Here is a 16,380-nt window from a genome sequence, read left to right as displayed (position 1 = left end):
GAACCCTGTTAAGGCAGTGCGTGCTGCGCGGCTTGCTCGATCAACCGCGCAACCTCATCAGGATGCGACTGATACACCGAGTGGCTGGCACCGGCAATTTCCACCGTATGGCTGTGCGCGCGTTTGGCGTACAGACGTTCCAGATCGGGGCTGATAATTTTGTCAGCTTTCGCCACCATGTACCAGCTGGGTCGCGTTTTCCATGCCGGATGGGGAATGTTGGCGGTGAACACTGCTGCGTTGGTCGGCATCTGCGCATGGGCTTCGAAATCGGCCTGGGCGGCAGGCAGGTCGGCAGCGAAATCGCCATGATAATATTCCGGGGCAATAGAGAGATAGCCATCGCTCGATTTTACAAACGGATGCGCGCTATTGGGGATTTTTTTGCCGTTATCGGCTTCGGTTTCGCCATTTTCCGGCACGTGCGCGGCAATATACACAAGACCAGCCACTTTATTGTCGTTGCCCACTTCACTGATAATCGCGCCGCCGTAGCTGTGGCCCACTAAAATCACCGGGCCGTTTTGTCGATCGAGAACGCGACGCGTCGCGGCCACGTCTTGCGCAAAGCTGGTCAGCGGTTCCTGCACCAGCGTCACGTTATAACCATCATGCGTCAGCCGATCGTACACCGCGCGCCAGCCCGCGCCGCCGACGAAAGCGCCGTGAACCAGCACAATATTCTTGACCGGCTGCGCCGTGCCGCCTGCGATTGCCACCAGCATACTCACTGCAAGAACAACTTTTTTCAGTTTCATGATCGTGCTCCTGATTAGGAAAGTTCGTCTACAGGATAGGAAACCGGCGCTGACATCAGGGTGAGGGAGTGATGACAAAAAAATGACGCCGGAGGGAATGGGATGTGGGTGATCTGGTACTGATTAACGGCGGAGGCAGATTCGCGCAAGGCTGAAATAGCGGTGACTTTAAAAAATGCTAAGTATTGCTAAGCGCCTCGCTCTGCACAGCCATCCTTGCAAACGCACTTATCTTTTCCATTCTCTTTATCAATCTCTTTCAGCCGCTCCTGCAGCGTATCAGCACGTCGCTTTCCTGTTTTCATCCCATTTATAGCCCGCAGGTTCAAGCCCACGATCCATACCGCTATGCACTTAACAGCACTTTACGGCTCGGCCGCCGCTAAACCTGTACGTACAGCACATATAACAAGCTCCGTGCCGATGGATTTTCCGCCAGCCCTGAGCACGGGGTTCCAATTTTTACCCATAAAGAACAATAGCCTTCGCTATCTTGTTAATTGAACTACACTAAAAAAGCCCGCCAGGCGGGTTTTTTTATGTCAACAGGCAGTAAAGAAGCTGTCTGTTTAGCTATTTTGTAGACATAAAAGCCAAAAACAGCGGGCCTTGCTGATTAATTACTTGTTTTTATAAGTATTAATGCAATGTTTTTGTTTTTTCGCTAAGCATCATCCAGGCTTAACGGAAATAGCGTTAGCTCTTATGAGCATGACCGTCGTCGCCCCGACGACGAAAAAAGGGCGAGCGGGCCACGACGGTCTCTTAATTCACTCGTTATGACGGGAAAACCAGTGACGGCAACTATAACCAACGCGAAAGAATCACTGAGTCAGGAAAGCGAGCTGCGGGCGCTGCGCGACGCGCTGCATCAGCGTCTTGACCAGCTCCTGCCCGCGGGTGGCGAACGCGACCGGGTTGGCGCGGCGATGCGTGAAGGCGCACTGGCGCCAGGCAAACGTATTCGTCCTTTGCTGCTGCTGTTGGCGGCATACGACCTGGGCTGCGACAAAAATCATCCGGGACTGCTCGATCTCGCCTGCGCGGTGGAGATGGTTCATGCCGCTTCGCTGATGCTGGACGATATTCCCTGTATGGATAACGCGGCGCTGCGGCGCGGACGGCCCACTATCCATCGTCAGTTCGGCCAGGACGTGGCGATCCTCGCGGCGGTTGCGCTGCTCAGCAACGCTTTTGGCGTGGTGGCTGGCGCCGAAGGGCTGTCGGATGCCTGTCGTGCCCAGGCCGTGGCGGAGCTTTCCGCCGCTGTGGGCCTGCAAGGGCTGGTGCAGGGACAGTTCCGCGATCTTAACGAAGGCGCGACGGCGCGCAGCGAAGAAGCGATAGCCGATACCAACGACCTGAAAACCAGCATGCTATTTAGCGCCACGCTGCAAATAGCGGCGCTGGCGGCGGATGCAACGCCAGCCGTGCGCCAGAAGCTGGGCTGTTTCGCACGCGATCTGGGCCAGGCTTTTCAGCTGCTCGACGATCTGGCGGACGGCTGTAGCGGCACGGGAAAAGATATTAACAAGGACGCCGGAAAATCGACGCTGGTGGCGCTGCTGGGCGCCGAGGCGGTGCGCTCACGCCTGCACGAGCATCTGCACAGCGCCGATCAGCATCTCTCCGTCTGCCAGCACGGCCTGGCGACGCGGCGTTTTATGCATAGCTGGTTCAGCCAGCAGCTGGCGACCTTTAGCTAAGTATTCACAAACGGAGCGTGAATGAAGGACGCGAACCTTATACAGCGTAAGAACGATCATCTTGATATCGTACTCAACCCGGCTGCCGACGCCCGTAAAAGCCGCACCGGATTTGAACACTGGCACTTTGAGCACTGCGCGCTGCCCGAGCTGGATCTGGACAACATCGATCTCAGCACTACGCTGTTTGGCCGTCAGCTACGCGCGCCGCTGCTGATCAGCTCGATGACCGGCGGCGCGGCCCGCGCCCGCGACATCAATCTTAATCTGGCTCGTACCGCGCAGACGCTGGGCCTGGCGATGGGCGTCGGCTCGCAGCGCGTGGCGCTGGAAAGCGACGTCAGCTTTGGCCTGACCAGCGAGCTGCGTGCGATAGCGCCGGATGTGCCGCTGTTGGCTAATCTTGGCGCGGCGCAGATCCACGGCCAGCGCGGGCTGGACTATGCCCGTCGCGCGGTGGATATGATCCAGGCGGATGCGCTGATCGTGCATCTTAACCCCTTGCAGGAAGCCCTACAGGAAGGCGGCGACCGCGACTGGCGCGGCGTGCTGGACGCCATCGCGCTGCTGGTGAAGCAGCTTGAGGTGCCGGTCGTGGTGAAAGAGGTCGGTGCAGGTATTTCACCCGCGGTGGCGCGCCGTCTGAGCGAGGCGGGCGTCGCGATGATTGACGTCGCGGGCGCTGGCGGCACCAGCTGGGCAGCGGTAGAGGCGGAAAGAGCGTCGCGCCCTGAAATGCGCGCCATGGCGATGGCGTTTGCCGACTGGGGCATTCCAACGGCCGACGCGCTGTGCAGCGTTCACGCCGCGCTGCCGACCCTGCCGCTGATCGCCTCCGGCGGTATCGCCAACGGTATCGACGTCGCAAAAGCGCTGGCGCTGGGCGCCGATCTGGTGGGGCAGGCGGCGGCGGTGCTCGCCAGCGCCAATGCCTCTTATGAGGCGACCGTTACGCACTTCCAGACCGTTATCGCCCAGCTCAGGATCGCCTGCTTCTGTACCGGCAGCGCCAGCCTGAGCGAACTGCGGCAGGCAAAGCTTTCCCGCAACAGGAGCGAAGCATGAGTCATTACGCCGTGGTTGCGCCGCCGCTGTACAGCCACTGGCAGGCTTTACAGGCGCTGGCGCAGGCGCTGATTGACCGGGGTCATCAGGTTACGTTTATTCATCAGGCGGAGGCGGGCGCGCTGCTCAACGATCCGCGCATCGCTTTTCAGCCCGTCGGTGAGGATTCCCATCCGCCCGGCAGCCTGGCCCGCACGCTCAGGCTGGCCGCTTCGCCTGCCGGCATGTCGCTGTTCGCGTTGATTAAAGATATGTCCCGCGCCACGGATATGCTGTGCCGCGAGCTGCCGCGCGTGTTAAAGCAGCTGCGGGTCGACGGGCTGATCGTCGATCAGATGGAGGCGGCTGGCGGACTGGTAGCGGAAGGCATGGCGCTGCCTTTTGTTTCCGTCGCCTGCGCGCTGCCGGTCAACCGCGAGCCGGGCATTCCGCTGCCGGTAATGTCGTTTGGCTACGGCACCGACCAGCGGGCGCAAAAGCTGTTTCGCACCAGCCAACGCATCTATGACTGGATGATGCGCAGCCACGGCCGCGTGATTGCGCGCCACGCCGAGCGCTTTGGCCTGGCGCCGCGCACGGGGCTGCATGAATGTCTGTCGCCGCTGGCGCAAATCAGCCAGACCGTGCCCGCGCTGGATTTTCCGCGCCACGCGCTGCCGGCGCATTTTTACCAGGTCGGGCCGCTGCGTCCGACCACCACGGAACGGCGCTTCTGGCCGTTGCTCTCTTCGCGCCCCTTTGTTTTCGCCTCGCTGGGCACGTTACAGGGGCACCGCTTCCGCCTGTTCAAGACCATCGCTCGCGCCTGCCGTCGTCTGCATGTCCAGCTGCTGATCGCCCACTGCGGCGGCCTGACGCCCGGCCAGGAGGCGGAGCTGGAAGCCTGCGGCGCCTACTGGGTAACGGATTTTGCCGATCAGCTGAGCGTGTTGCAGCAGGCGCAGGCGGTGATCACTCACGGCGGCCTGAATACCGTGGCGGACGCCGTCAGCAGCTCGACGCCGATCCTGGCGGTGCCTGTCGCTTTCGATCAGCCCGGCGTCGCCTCGCGCGTTGTCTGGAATGGCCTGGGCCGTCGCGTTTCCCGTTTCGCCAGCAGCAAAACGATGGCGAAACAGCTGGCCGCGCTGCTTCAGGACAAAGGCTGTCACAGCAGGATGAAAGAGGCGCAGCGCCAGCTAAGTCAGGCAGGCGGCGCGCAAAGGGCGGCGGATATCGTAGAACAGGCGCTGGGTTCGCGTTCGGAAAGGATTAAGGCGACAGGATGACGAAATGGGATGTAATTCTGGTGGGCGGCGGGCTGGCCAACGGGCTGATAGCCTTGCGGCTGCGCCAGCGGCAGCCAGGGCTGAAGGTGCTGATGCTGGAGGCGGACGAGCGCGCGGGCGGCAATCACACCTGGTCTTTTCATGAAGATGACTTAACGCCCGCGCAGCATGAATGGCTGCGTCCGCTGGTGGCGCACCGCTGGCAGGGCTACGAGGTGCGTTTTCCTCGCTACACGCGCACGCTGCCGGGCGACTACCTTAGCGTGACGGCGGAAAGCTTTGCGCAGGCGCTGGAAACGGCGCTGGGCGAAAATCTCTTAACGTTGTGCGAGGTAAGCGACATCACGCCACACGGCGTCACGCTGGCGGACGGCAGCACGCTGCACGCCGCTGCGGTGATTGACGGGCGCGGCTATCAGCCCAGCCCCTGGCTGACGGTAGGGCTACAGGCCTTTCTGGGACAGGAATGGCGGCTGGCGGCGCCGCACGGACTGACGCGGCCTGTGCTGATGGATGCCACCGTGGATCAGCAGCAGAGCTACCGTTTCGTCTATACGCTGCCGCTGTCGGCAGACACGCTGCTGATCGAGGACACACACTATCAGGACAGTACGGCGCTGGACGCCAACGAGGCGCGGCAGCGGATCGCCGACTATGCGCAGGATCAGGGCTGGACGCTGCAACATCTCCAGCGCGAAGAGCAGGGCGTTCTGCCGATCACGCTCCAGGGGCAGCCACGGGCTTTCCGTCAGGAACGGGAACAGCTTTGCAGCGGTCTGCGCGCGGGCCTCTTTCATGCTACTACCGGCTACTCGCTGCCGCTGGCGGCGACGCTGGCCGACCTGATTGCCGACAACGGCAGGCCGACGCACGAGCGGCTGCATCCGCTAATCGGGCAGTTTATGGCCCGGCAGTGGCGGCGTCAGCGCTTTTTTCGCATCCTCAACCGGATGCTGTTTCTGGCCGGACGGCCGGAGCGGCGTTGGCAGGTTATGCAGCGCTTCTATCAGTTAGACGATGGGCTGATCGCCAGATTTTACGCCGGTCGTCTCAAACCTTTAGATATGGCACGGATCCTTACAGGCAAGCCCCCGGTACCGGTCGGCGAGGCGTTGCTGGCCGTGTTAAAAAAATCTCCCCGGCTGCGAGCTTTCTGATGAAAAAAACACTTGTAATTGGCGCCGGTATTGGCGGCCTGGCTTTGGCTATCCGTTTACAGGCGGCGGGCGTGCCCGTGCTGCTGCTGGAAGCGCGTGATAAGCCCGGCGGCCGCGCTTATGTTTACGAAGATCAAGGATTTACTTTTGACGCCGGGCCAACGGTGATCACCGATCCTTCGGCGATTGAAGAGCTGTTTACGCTGGCCGGACGGCGCACCGCAGACTTTATCGATATGCTGCCGGTCAAGCCTTTTTACCGCCTCTGCTGGGAGTCGGGCGAGGTGATGGATTACGACAACGATCAGCAGCAGCTGGAAGAGGCGATCGCACGGTTCAATCCGGATGACGTAGAAGGCTATCGCCGCTTTCATGCCTACTCGCGCGAGGTCTTCAAAGAAGGCTACCTTAAGCTCGGCAGCGTGCCTTTTCTCTCGGTCGGCGACATGGTTAAAGTCTCGCCGCAGCTAATCCGCTTACAGGCGTGGCGCAGCGTTTACAGCATGGTGTCGAAGTTTATTAAAAACGAACATCTGCGCCAGGCGTTCTCTTTTCACTCGCTGCTGGTGGGCGGCAATCCTTTTGCGGCCTCGTCCATTTATACGCTGATCCACGCGCTGGAGCGCGAATGGGGCGTCTGGTTTGCGCGCGGCGGCACCGGCGCGATGATCCAGGGCCTGACCCGACTTTTTTGCGAGCTGGGCGGTCAACTTGAACTGAACACGCCGGTTAAAAAGCTGGAAACGGAAGGCGACCATATTACGGCGGCGATCACCGCCGACGGTCGACGGATTGAAGTCGCGGCCGTCGCTTCCAATGCCGATGTGGTGCAAACCTACGCCAAACTGCTTGGTCATCATCCTCACGGCGCTGCGCAGGCCGCCGCGCTGAAGAAAAAAAGTATGAGCAACTCGCTGTTTGTGATCTATTTTGGCCTGAACAATCCGCACAGCCAGCTGGCGCACCATACGGTCTGCTTCGGGCCGCGCTACAAAGAGCTGATTGAGGAGATTTTCCATCATGACAAGCTGGCGGATGACTTCTCTCTTTACCTGCACTCGCCGTGCGTAACCGATCCCTCGCTGGCGCCGCCGGGCTGCGGCAGCTTCTATGTGCTGGCGCCGGTGCCTAACTTAGGAACGGCGAACCTGGACTGGGACGTGGAGGGGCCGCGCCTGCGCGATCGCATCTTCGCCTATCTGGAGGAGCACTACATGCCAGGCCTGCGCGAGCAGCTGGTGACGCAGCGCATCTTTACGCCGTTTGATTTCCGCGACCAGCTGGACGCGCATCTGGGCTCCGCCTTCTCCGTAGAGCCGCTGCTGACGCAGAGCGCCTGGTTCCGGCCGCACAATCGCGACAGCAAAATCGATAACCTCTATGTGGTCGGCGCGGGCACCCATCCCGGCGCGGGCATTCCCGGCGTGATCGCTTCTGCGAAAGTGACCGCCAGCCTGATGCTGGAGGACAGGGCACGATGAATGAGGCGCTGCTCAGCCATGCCACGGAAACCATGGCGGCGGGATCGAAAAGCTTCGACACCGCCGCCAAACTGTTCGATCCGGCCACCCGGCGCAGCGCGCTGATGCTTTACGCGTGGTGCCGCCACTGCGACGACGTGATCGACGATCAGCAGCTGGGCTTTCAGGCCGCCGCCGCGCAAAGCACGCCGCTGCAAAGGCTGGAAACGCTGAAGGCGTTAACGCTGCGCGCCTGCGCGGGCGAGCCGATGAGCGATCCCGCTTTCGCCGCGTTTCAGGAGGTGGCGCTGGCCCATGCCATTCCGCAGCAGCAGGCGTTCGATCATCTGGAAGGCTACGCTATGGACGTGCGTGGCGATCTTTACCCCACGCTGGACGATACGCTGCGCTACTGCTATCACGTAGCGGGCGTGGTTGGCCTGATGATGGCGCGAGTGATGGGCGTGCGTGATGAAGCGGTGCTGGATCGGGCCTGCGATCTGGGGCTGGCTTTTCAGCTGACCAATATCGCCCGCGATATCGTTGAGGACGCCGGAAACGGCCGCTGCTATCTGCCAATTAACTGGCTGGCTGAAGAAGGACTGACGCTGGAAAACTATGCGCAACCGACCAGTCGCGACCGGCTGGCGAAAGTGGCGCAGCGGCTGGTGGCGGCGGCTGAACCTTACTATGCGTCGGCCGAGGCGGGCCTGGCCGGTTTGCCGCTGCGCTCCGCCTGGGCTATTGCCACCGCGCGCGGCGTCTATCGGGAAATCGGCGTGAAGGTCGATCGCGCCGGCAGCAAAGCCTGGGATCGCCGCCAGGGCACCAGCAAGGCGGAAAAGCTGGGCCTGCTGGCGGGCGGGGCGGTCAGCGCGCTGGCTTCTCGCGGGAAGCAGGCTGCGCCGCCTCGTTCTGCGGCCCTGTGGCAGCGTCCCGGCGGCGGCGGCGACCGTGCCGCTGGCGCAGCGTAGCCTGAAGTTTATCTACCGGCGGCGCATAGAGAAAACCGAAAGAGACGCAGCCTTCCCGGCCGCGCACCGCGTGATGCAGACGATGCGCCATATACAGGCGTTTCAGATAGCCACGGCGGGGCACGTAGCGGAAAGGCCAGCGCTGGTGCACCAGACCGTCGTGCACCATAAAATAGAGCAGGCCATAGGCGGTCATGCCTGCGCCGATCCATTGCAGCGGCCAGTAGCCGATGCTGCCCAGATAGATCAGCACGATAGAGAGCACGGCGAACACCACGGCGTACAGATCGTTTACTTCAAACCAGCCCTTGCGCGGCTCGTGGTGGGAAAGGTGCCAGCCCCAGCCCCAGCCGTGCATAATATATTTGTGCGCCAGCGCCGCGATAATCTCCATCGCGGCGATAGTCGCCAGCACAATCAATGTGTTGTACAGCCACAACATAGTTTTTTCCATCCGGTATCAGGTGGGTTAAGCGTAGTTCAGCGCTATTACTCCTGCACGGCTTCTAACATCTTCACCATCGCCCGCAGATTGGCGGAGCCGCTGCCTTTGCGCCATACCAGCCAGATCGCCAGCTCGCCCATGCTGTCGCTCAGCGGCCAGGCGCTGACGCTGTCTCTGCCGGGCATACTCTCCAGCATACTTTTCGGGATCAGCGCCAGCCCGGCGCCCGCGCTGACGCAGGCCAGAATGCCGTGATAGGACTCCATCTCGAAAATCTTGCCGGGCGACGCGTTTTCACGGGCGAACCAGTTCTCGAACAGACGGCGATAGGAGCAGTTGGCGCGGAAAGCGTAAATAGTGGCGCCTGAAATTTCCCTGGCGCAGGTGACCGGCGGATGGTTCAGCGAAGAGATCAGCACCATCTCCTCGTTAAAAACCGGGATGCCTTCCAGCTGCGGATGCTTCGGCGGCCCGTCGATAAACACCGCGCTGAACTCGCCCGCCAGCAGCCCGTCGGTCATCGCGCCGGACGGCCCGGTAGAGAGATCCAGCTCTACCTCCGGCCAGGCCTGATGATAGCGGGCAATCAGCGGCGGCAGCCGCACCGCGGCGGTGCTCTCAATCGCGCCAAGGGTAAAGACGCCGGCAGGATGCTGGCTGGAAACCTGAAGGCGCGCCTCCTCAGTCAGTGCCAGGATGCGGTTGGCGTAATCCAGCAGCGTGCGGCCCGCGTCGGTAATATGCAGGCGCAGTTTTTCGCGGCTGAACAGCGCCGTGCCCAGCTCGTCCTCCAGCTGGCGCAGGCGGGTAGAAATATTAGAAGGAACGCGGTGCAGTTTACCCGCTGCCGCCGTCACGCTGCCTTCTTCCGCGATGGCGCGGAACACTTCCAGCTGAGTCAGATCCATAAACATTCTCATTTTGAGCAGGATATTTTCATTATTATTCATTTTTCAGGAAGGATGCGCAAGGCTAAGATAGCGTCACTATCACCAACCGGCCTGAGAGGCCGACGGAGGATCTTATGACGACTTCATCAGCAGTTCAGGCGGGCGCCGTATCCCGTAACCCTTTTACCGGCGACATCATTCGCCAGACGCCTTTCGCTACCGCCGCCGAGGTGGAAACCGCGCTGGCGCAGGCCCACGGCGCGTTTCAGCACTGGCGTCACAGCGAGGTGGCGGAACGCAGCCAGCTGTTGCTGAACATGGCGGCCAGCCTGCGTAAACATGCTCGCGCGCTGGCGGAAATGATGACCGACGAAATGGGCAAGCCGATTACCCAGAGCCTGGCCGAAGTGGAAAAATGCGCGCGCCTGTGTGAATGGTATGCGGAACAGGGGCCAACAATCCTGGCGCCGGAAGCCACGCTGGTTGAAAACGAAAAAGCGCACGTCAACTATCTGCCGATTGGCCCGATCCTGGCCGTGATGCCGTGGAACTTCCCGGTATGGCAGGTGCTGCGCGGCGCGGTGCCGATTATTATGGCGGGCAACAGCTATCTGCTGAAACCGGCCCCAAGCATTATGGGCAGCGCGCTGCTGCTGCAATCCGTGCTGGCGGAAGCGGGCGTGCAGCAGGGACTGTTTAGCGTCCTGAATGCCGATAACGACGCCGTCGCTACTATTATCAAAGACTCACGCATCGCGGCCGTGACCCTGACCGGCAGCGTGCGCGCAGGCGCGGCTATTGCGGCGCTGGCGGGCGCGGCGGTGAAGAAAAGCGTGCTGGAGCTGGGCGGTTCCGATGCCTTTATCGTGCTGGCCGACGCCGATATCGATGCGGCGGTGAAAGGCGCGGTGGCGGGTCGCTTTATGAACGGCGGCCAGGTCTGTATGGCTGCTAAGCGGATTATCGTGGAGGAGGCCGTTTTTGCCGAGTTCCGCGACAAATTCGTGGCGGCGGTAAAAGAGCTGGTGGTGGGCGATCCGCGTGACGAGGCGACCTATATCGGCCCGATGGCCCGTTTCGATCTGCGCGACGAGCTGGATTCTCAGGTTCAGGCTACCATCGCCGAAGGCGCGGAGTGCCTGCTGGGTGGCCACGTGATGCAGGGCAAGGCGAACTTCTATGCGCCTACCGTACTGAGCAACGTCAAACCCGGCATGACCAGCTTTAAGCAGGAGCTGTTTGGCCCGGTTGCTTCGCTGATTGTGGCGAAGGACGCGGACGACGCGATTGCGCTGGCTAACGACTCCGAGTTCGGCCTGGGCGGCAGCCTGTGGAGCCGCGACGTCGCAAAAGCCCGCAAGCTTGCCGCGAAGGTGGAAACCGGCGGCATGTTTATCAATACGCCGAGCTTCTCCGACCCGCGCGTGCCGATTGGCGGCGTTAAGCACAGCGGCTACGGTCGCGAGCTGTCCCACTTTGGTATTCGGGAATTTACCAACGCGCAGACCGTCTGGGCAGAATCCTGATTGGATCCTTTGAGCAGGATGCTGAGCTGACCGTCTGCGCAGGCTCCTGATTTGACCCTTTGGGCTGCATCCTGAGCCGATCGTCTGCGCAGGCGCCTGATCTAAGGCGTTTTCCCGCTCTTAAGCCATTGCTCAACCCCTTCCGCCGGAAGGGGTTTACTGCAAAAGTAGCCCTGAATTTCATCACAGCCGAATCCGCGCAGCATCAGCAGCGTTTCCTCATCCTCCACGCCCTCCGCCAGCACAATATAGTTCAGCTCCTTAAGCATGGTTATCACGTGGCGCGCCACGATCTGGCTGCCGCCGTCGGCAGCAAGCGGCGCGATCAGCGAGCGATCCAGCTTGATGACGTCCATTGGAATGCGCTTCAGATAGTTAATATTGCTGTAGCCGCTGCCGAAATCGTCCAGTGCCAGCGTGAAGCCGCGCAGCTTGAGCTGATTCAGGCCGCGCATCGCATCCGGGCTTTCCAGCAGCTTTTCCGTTTCCAGGCACTCGATACTCAGCAAATCGCTGGAGAGGCCCGCCCGCAGCAGCATCCTTTCCAGCCAGTCGGCAAAGCCTTCACGGGCCAGATCGCTGACGCTGACGTTGACCGACACGGGCAGGTTAATGCCTTTTGCCCGCCAGAGCTTAAGCTGCGCCAGCACGCTGACGATCACCCAGTCGGTGACGCCAGCCATCAGGTTGGTTTGCTCCGCCAGCGGCAGAAACTGTAACGGCGGCAGGTTGCCGAGGCGGGGATGCTGCCAGCGCAGCAGCGCCTCCATGCCTACCGGCAGGCCGCTGTGCAACGAGATCTGCGGCTGATAAACCAGATAAAGCCCGCCTTCGCTGCGCAGCGCTTCCGCCAGATCGTGCAGCAGCAGAAAATCCAGCTTGCGGCGGTTATCGCTCTCCAGATCGAAAGCGGCGTAGGGCAGGCCCTGGCCGATAGCCTCATGCAGCGCGCTGACGCCGCGCCGCAGCGCTTCAACCGGCGGGCAGAGCGCAGGCGCAAAAGAGACTTCGCCCAGGTGAAGAGTCAGATCGATAGCAATCTCTTCGCCTATACGCGCGCGTACCTGACCCAGCTTTTCGCTCAGCTGTTTTGGCCAGCCGGACGTTTTACCGGCGGAAAGCAGCGCAAACCGGCCTTTCGACACGGTATAAAGCCGGTCATCGTCTCTGAGCTGCAGGCGCGTACGCAGCAGGGCGGCGATGTTTTGCAGCAGAGCTTCCAGCGCATACATCCCCAGCGCGCGGGCGATGTCGTAGGCGCGTGCCATATCAATGCAGTCAATCAGTACCAGGCTGTAGGGCTGAATAATGCCGCCATCCTCCAGCTGCTCCAAATCACGCAGCAGGCTCTGACGATTGGGCAAAAGAGTGACAACGTCACGCAGGCTGGTGTGATACCAGGCGTCCAGCCAGGCGGTCATGATCTCCGCCAGCAGCTCCAGCAGCTTCACCTGTTCCTCAGTGAAAATATGCGGCAGCACGTCCGTAACACACAGGGTGCCGACAATGGCGCCGTCGCGCATTTTCAGCGGCGCGCCCGCGTAAAAACGGATATAGGGCGAGTCCTTGATCAGCGGGTGCGCCTTAAACCGTTCGTCCAGATGGGTGTCGGGACAGACCATGACCTCGCCGCTGGCGAGCGTGTGCCGACAGAGCGCGTCTTCAAGCGAGCTTTGCTGTAGCGAGAAATTCCGCGCCGCCTTAATGTATTGCTGGTGCTCGTTCATAATCGACACGAAGCTACCGGGAATATTCAGCAGCTCGCTGGTGAGCCGGGTGAACTTGCTGAGAATTTCATCCCGTCCCGCGTCGTCTGCTGTCAGCATCTCTAACGCCAGCTGGTAGCGGGTTTCGCCTTGAGGAGTCGGCATTCTGGTGTTCCTGAAACGATTCAAAATGGATGTATGCCGCTTTTCAGGCCAGGCTTAAGGTCTGGTCGCATACAAGCGGCTTTTTATTTTTATCTGACTTTGGTGATGCTATGTCCGATACTGCTGAAACTCTGCCGTCGCAGGAGCGCATTGTGCTCTATGACGGCGTGTGCAAACTCTGTAACGGCTGGGTCAATTTTCTGCTGCGCTATGACAGGCGCCGCACCGTACGCCTGGCCGCGGTTCAGACTGAAAAAGGCAAATCCCTGCTGAAAGCCGCCGGTATGTCGCCTGACGAAATCAATACCATTGTGCTGCTTGAACGGGGGCAGGTTTATCTGCGCGCCGACGCTATTTTCCGCGTTATGCTTGGGCTGCCGTGGCCGTGGCGAGCGCTTTCGGTACTGCGCTTCTGTCCAAAGTTCATCAGCGACCGCTGCTACAATCTGATCGCACAAAACCGTTATCGGCTGTTTGGCCGATTTAATGAGCGACAAAAACCGCCGGCGGACTATCCGGGCCGGTTTATCGACAGGTAACAAACACTACTGGCTTTCGTTGTGCGGCAGGTTATGCTGGAAAATCAACGTAGTTATTGCCTGAGGTGAAAATTGTCCGTGCGATTAAATGAATTTCAACAGCCGGTTGGTGAACCGCTTCCCGAATGGACGCCGCGCCCTTTGCCTGAACGCATGGCGCTGGCGGGGCGCTTCTGCGTGCTGGAGCCGCTGGAAAGCGTTCGTCACTATGAGGATCTGCTGGCCGCGTGGCGCGGCGCCGAAGACGATCGGGACTGGACTTATTTGCCTGCCGGCCCTTTTAACGCGGAAGAGTTTCGCGACTATCTTGCCCGGGCCGAAGCCAGCCGCGATCCGCTGCATTTCGCCGTGATCGATCGACAAAGCGGTCGCGCAGTCGGCACGCTGGCGCTGATGAGAATTGAGCCAGCGCACGGCGTGATGGAGGTGGGGTATGTGACCTTTTCGCCCGCGCTGAAGCGCACGCCGCTCTCTACCGAAAGCCATTTTCTGCTGATGCGTTACGCCTTCGATCGGCTGGGCTATCGTCGATACGAATGGAAGTGCGACAGCCTCAACGCGCCTTCGCGGCGGGCAGCGGAGCGCCTCGGCTTTCGCTATGAAGGGCTGTTCCGTCAGGCCATCGTCTATAAGGGTCGCAGCCGCGATACCGCCTGGTTTTCCATTATTGATAAAGAATGGCCCGCGCTGCGCGAAGCCTTTGAGCGTTGGCTGGACGTCAGCAATTTTGACGCGGCAGGCGTGCAGCGGCATTCGCTGGCCGATTTACGCCAGCGGGCATAATCCTAATTTTCTTCATATTATTAAACAAGAAGTCATTAACTTTACTAACCTTTTACAGTCTGCGCTGCCGCATTGCTTTCGGGCCGCGCGCATTTTCCCTGTTTAAGGAGCCGGTTAATGACTTCCCAGGTAACATCCCGCCATTCGACTTTTGCGGTGGCCGTCTATGCGCTGTTTCATCCTGTCCCGCTCGGCTTTTTTGTGGCGGGCTGGATCTTCGACATTATTTATCTCTACAGTACCGAAATCTTCTGGACGCAGGCGGCGAGCTGGCTGATCGCTATCGGGTTGATAATCGCGATTATTCCTCGCCTGATTAACCTTGTGCAGGTTTGGGTGGGCGTCTCTTATCCGCAGGGATCGGCGATAAAAGTGCATTTTTGGGCTTATCTGCTGGCTATTATCCTGGAAATCTTTAACGCCTTTATTCACAGCCGCGACGCGTGGGCCGTGGTGCCTGCCGGCGTTATTCTCTCCACCCTGGCGGTGGTTCTGATGTTGTTCGCCAACGTGCAGCTCGCCGTGCGCGATCGCACCGCTTAAGGAGGAGTTATGAAAACGTCAACCACACTCTCATTGCTGGCCGTATCGGTTTCGCTGCTGCTCGCCGGCTGTGACGACGGCGCTAAAATCGATCCTGCAAAGCAAACCGGTGCAAATCCGGAGCTGCCGACGGCAAAAAACTTCCTTGTTCCACCCATGAAGGTCCCGAACGGTACGCCATGGAAGGAGGGGGAAAAGCCCAAAGTCGCGGATGGCCTGAAGATAGAGAAAGTCGCGGACGGTTTTCAGCATCCGCGCCAGCTCTACACGTTGCCGAACGGCGATATCCTGGTGGTGGAAGGCAGCGGCCCGAAAAAGCCGACCAGCCAGCCAAAGCAGCTGGTGACCGGTCTGGTTCAAAAGGCCTCCGGCAAGGGCGGCGCCGGCGGCAATCGCATAACGCTGCTGCGCAGCAGCGACGGCAAAAGCTGGCAAAAATATCCTTTCCTGGAAAACCTGCGTTCGCCGTTTGGCGTGCAGCTGATCGGCGACACGCTGTATGTGGCGAATGCCGACTCGCTGATGAAATATCGGTATGAGAGCGGCGCGACGAAGATTACCGATCCCGGCACCGAGCTGACCGAGCTGCCGGGCGGGCCTATTAACCATCACTGGACCAAGTCGCTGCTGGCCAGCCCGGACGGCAGCAAACTCTATGTTGGCGTCGGCTCCAACAGTAATATCACTGAAAACGGCATCGGCGCGGAGTATCGTCGGGCCGACATCCTGGAAGTCGATGCGGCTAGCGGCGCCAGCCGGATCTACGCCAGCGGGCTGCGCAACCCCACCGGGATGCAGTGGGAGCCGCAAACCGGCAAGCTGTGGGCCATCGTTAACGAGCGCGATGAAATCGGTGCCGATCTGGTGCCGGACTACCTGACTTCGGTACAGGAAGGTGGCTTTTACGGCTGGCCTTACAGCTATTTCGGCCAGCACGTGGACGAACGCGTGCAGCCGCCGCGCCCGGATCTGGTGAAAAAAGCGATTAAGCCTGACTATGCGCTCAGCTCGCACGTGGCGCCGCTGGGACTGTGGTTCTATACCGGCACCAACCTGCCGGAGAAATACCGTGGCGGCGCTTTTGTCAGCGAGCACGGCAGCTGGAACCGCAAGCCGCTGAACGGCTATCAGGTGGTGTGGGTCGCCTTCCGCAACGGTATGCCGCAGGGTCAGCCAGAGCCGGTGGTCACCGGCTTCCTCACTGACGATCAAAAATCGGTTCGCGGCCTGCCGGTAGGCCTGACCATGGATAAACAGGGCGGCCTGATGATTGCCGACGATGCCGGAAACGTGGTCTGGCGCGTCACCGGCGCGACTGCGCCTTAACTTTATTATCAACCTCTGCCGCCGTGGTGGCGCTGTAAAAACGGCGGCGCGTCCTTTTAAATTTGTCAT

At 60.4% G+C, this 16,380-nt stretch carries 15 protein-coding genes; 11 read left to right on the top strand and 4 right to left on the bottom strand.

Features of this window, described 5'->3' with window-relative positions:
• Nucleotides 1-8: 8 nt before the first annotated feature.
• The gene (locus AB6T85_RS02920; RefSeq protein ID WP_369894755.1) at nucleotides 9-758 is read right to left on the bottom strand and encodes an alpha/beta fold hydrolase; all 750 of its coding nucleotides are present in this window, start codon (nucleotides 756-758) and stop codon (nucleotides 9-11) included.
• A 794-nt stretch (nucleotides 759-1,552) separates the two neighbouring features.
• Between AB6T85_RS02920 and AB6T85_RS02915 the strand changes: the two genes are divergently transcribed.
• Genes AB6T85_RS02915 through crtB form a run of 6 tightly spaced genes read left to right on the top strand, consistent with a single transcriptional unit; the run spans nucleotide 1,553 to nucleotide 8,388 of the window.
• Nucleotides 1,553-2,464 (top strand): polyprenyl synthetase family protein, encoded by a 912-nt coding sequence (locus tag AB6T85_RS02915; protein WP_253454280.1) that lies wholly within the window; start codon nucleotides 1,553-1,555, stop codon nucleotides 2,462-2,464.
• A gap of 21 nt (nucleotides 2,465-2,485) precedes the next feature.
• Nucleotides 2,486-3,529 (top strand): type 2 isopentenyl-diphosphate Delta-isomerase, encoded by a 1,044-nt coding sequence (gene fni, locus AB6T85_RS02910; RefSeq protein ID WP_301250884.1) that lies wholly within the window; start codon nucleotides 2,486-2,488, stop codon nucleotides 3,527-3,529.
• The gene (locus tag AB6T85_RS02905; protein WP_369894754.1) at nucleotides 3,526-4,797 is read left to right on the top strand and encodes a glycosyltransferase; all 1,272 of its coding nucleotides are present in this window, start codon (nucleotides 3,526-3,528) and stop codon (nucleotides 4,795-4,797) included. The genes fni and AB6T85_RS02905 overlap by 4 nt, the downstream gene beginning before the upstream one ends.
• Nucleotides 4,794-5,954, top strand: coding sequence for a lycopene beta-cyclase CrtY (crtY, locus tag AB6T85_RS02900; RefSeq protein ID WP_369894753.1), 1,161 nt, complete (start codon nucleotides 4,794-4,796; stop codon nucleotides 5,952-5,954). Before AB6T85_RS02905 ends, crtY begins: the two co-directional genes overlap by 4 nt.
• Nucleotides 5,954-7,435 carry a phytoene desaturase gene (locus AB6T85_RS02895; protein ID WP_301250880.1) on the top strand — a complete coding sequence of 494 codons (1,482 nt, stop codon included), beginning with the start codon at nucleotides 5,954-5,956 and terminating at the stop codon, nucleotides 7,433-7,435. Before crtY ends, AB6T85_RS02895 begins: the two co-directional genes overlap by 1 nt.
• The gene (gene crtB / locus AB6T85_RS02890) at nucleotides 7,432-8,388 is read left to right on the top strand and encodes a 15-cis-phytoene synthase CrtB (RefSeq protein ID WP_369894752.1); all 957 of its coding nucleotides are present in this window, start codon (nucleotides 7,432-7,434) and stop codon (nucleotides 8,386-8,388) included. The genes AB6T85_RS02895 and crtB overlap by 4 nt, the downstream gene beginning before the upstream one ends.
• Here crtB and AB6T85_RS02885 read toward each other — a convergent pair.
• Nucleotides 8,285-8,830 (bottom strand): sterol desaturase family protein, encoded by a 546-nt coding sequence (locus AB6T85_RS02885; protein ID WP_369894751.1) that lies wholly within the window; start codon nucleotides 8,828-8,830, stop codon nucleotides 8,285-8,287. The two genes, crtB and AB6T85_RS02885, sit on opposite strands and share 104 nt — an antisense overlap.
• Nucleotides 8,831-8,877: 47 nt before the next feature.
• A complete protein-coding gene (gene ptrR / locus AB6T85_RS02880) occupies nucleotides 8,878-9,741 on the bottom strand; it encodes a putrescine utilization regulator PtrR (RefSeq protein WP_253454273.1) in 864 nt (287 codons plus the stop codon).
• A 116-nt stretch (nucleotides 9,742-9,857) separates the two neighbouring features.
• On the opposite strand from ptrR, the gene AB6T85_RS02875 reads away from it, so the two are divergent.
• Nucleotides 9,858-11,249, top strand: a complete 1,392-nt coding sequence (locus AB6T85_RS02875) for an NAD-dependent succinate-semialdehyde dehydrogenase (protein WP_301729576.1) — start codon at nucleotides 9,858-9,860, stop codon at nucleotides 11,247-11,249.
• A gap of 101 nt (nucleotides 11,250-11,350) precedes the next feature.
• Here the strand turns inward: AB6T85_RS02875 and AB6T85_RS02870 are convergent, their stop codons facing one another.
• Entirely contained in the window at nucleotides 11,351-13,120 is a 1,770-nt protein-coding gene (locus AB6T85_RS02870; protein ID WP_253454271.1) for a sensor domain-containing diguanylate cyclase, read from the bottom strand.
• Between the two features lie 110 nt (nucleotides 13,121-13,230).
• Here AB6T85_RS02870 and AB6T85_RS02865 point away from each other — a divergent pair, with 110 nt between their 5' ends.
• The 4 genes from AB6T85_RS02865 (at nucleotide 13,231) to AB6T85_RS02850 (ending at nucleotide 16,311) form a co-directional block, all read left to right on the top strand.
• A complete protein-coding gene (locus AB6T85_RS02865; RefSeq protein WP_253454270.1) occupies nucleotides 13,231-13,659 on the top strand; it encodes a thiol-disulfide oxidoreductase DCC family protein in 429 nt (142 codons plus the stop codon).
• A 72-nt stretch (nucleotides 13,660-13,731) separates the two neighbouring features.
• Nucleotides 13,732-14,442, top strand: coding sequence for a GNAT family N-acetyltransferase (locus tag AB6T85_RS02860; RefSeq protein WP_369894750.1), 711 nt, complete (start codon nucleotides 13,732-13,734; stop codon nucleotides 14,440-14,442).
• Nucleotides 14,443-14,559: 117 nt separating this feature from the next.
• The gene (locus AB6T85_RS02855) at nucleotides 14,560-14,985 is read left to right on the top strand and encodes a DUF2231 domain-containing protein (protein ID WP_369894749.1); all 426 of its coding nucleotides are present in this window, start codon (nucleotides 14,560-14,562) and stop codon (nucleotides 14,983-14,985) included.
• Nucleotides 14,986-14,994: 9 nt separating this feature from the next.
• Nucleotides 14,995-16,311, top strand: coding sequence for a PQQ-dependent sugar dehydrogenase (locus AB6T85_RS02850; protein WP_369894748.1), 1,317 nt, complete (start codon nucleotides 14,995-14,997; stop codon nucleotides 16,309-16,311).
• Nucleotides 16,312-16,380 lie beyond the last annotated feature (69 nt).

Source organism: Erwinia aeris, from assembly GCF_041224955.1.
GTDB lineage: Bacteria > Pseudomonadota > Gammaproteobacteria > Enterobacterales > Enterobacteriaceae > Erwinia > Erwinia aeris.
The sequence above is the reverse complement of the archived record's forward strand: the minus strand, read 5'-3'. Positions and strand labels throughout refer to the sequence as shown.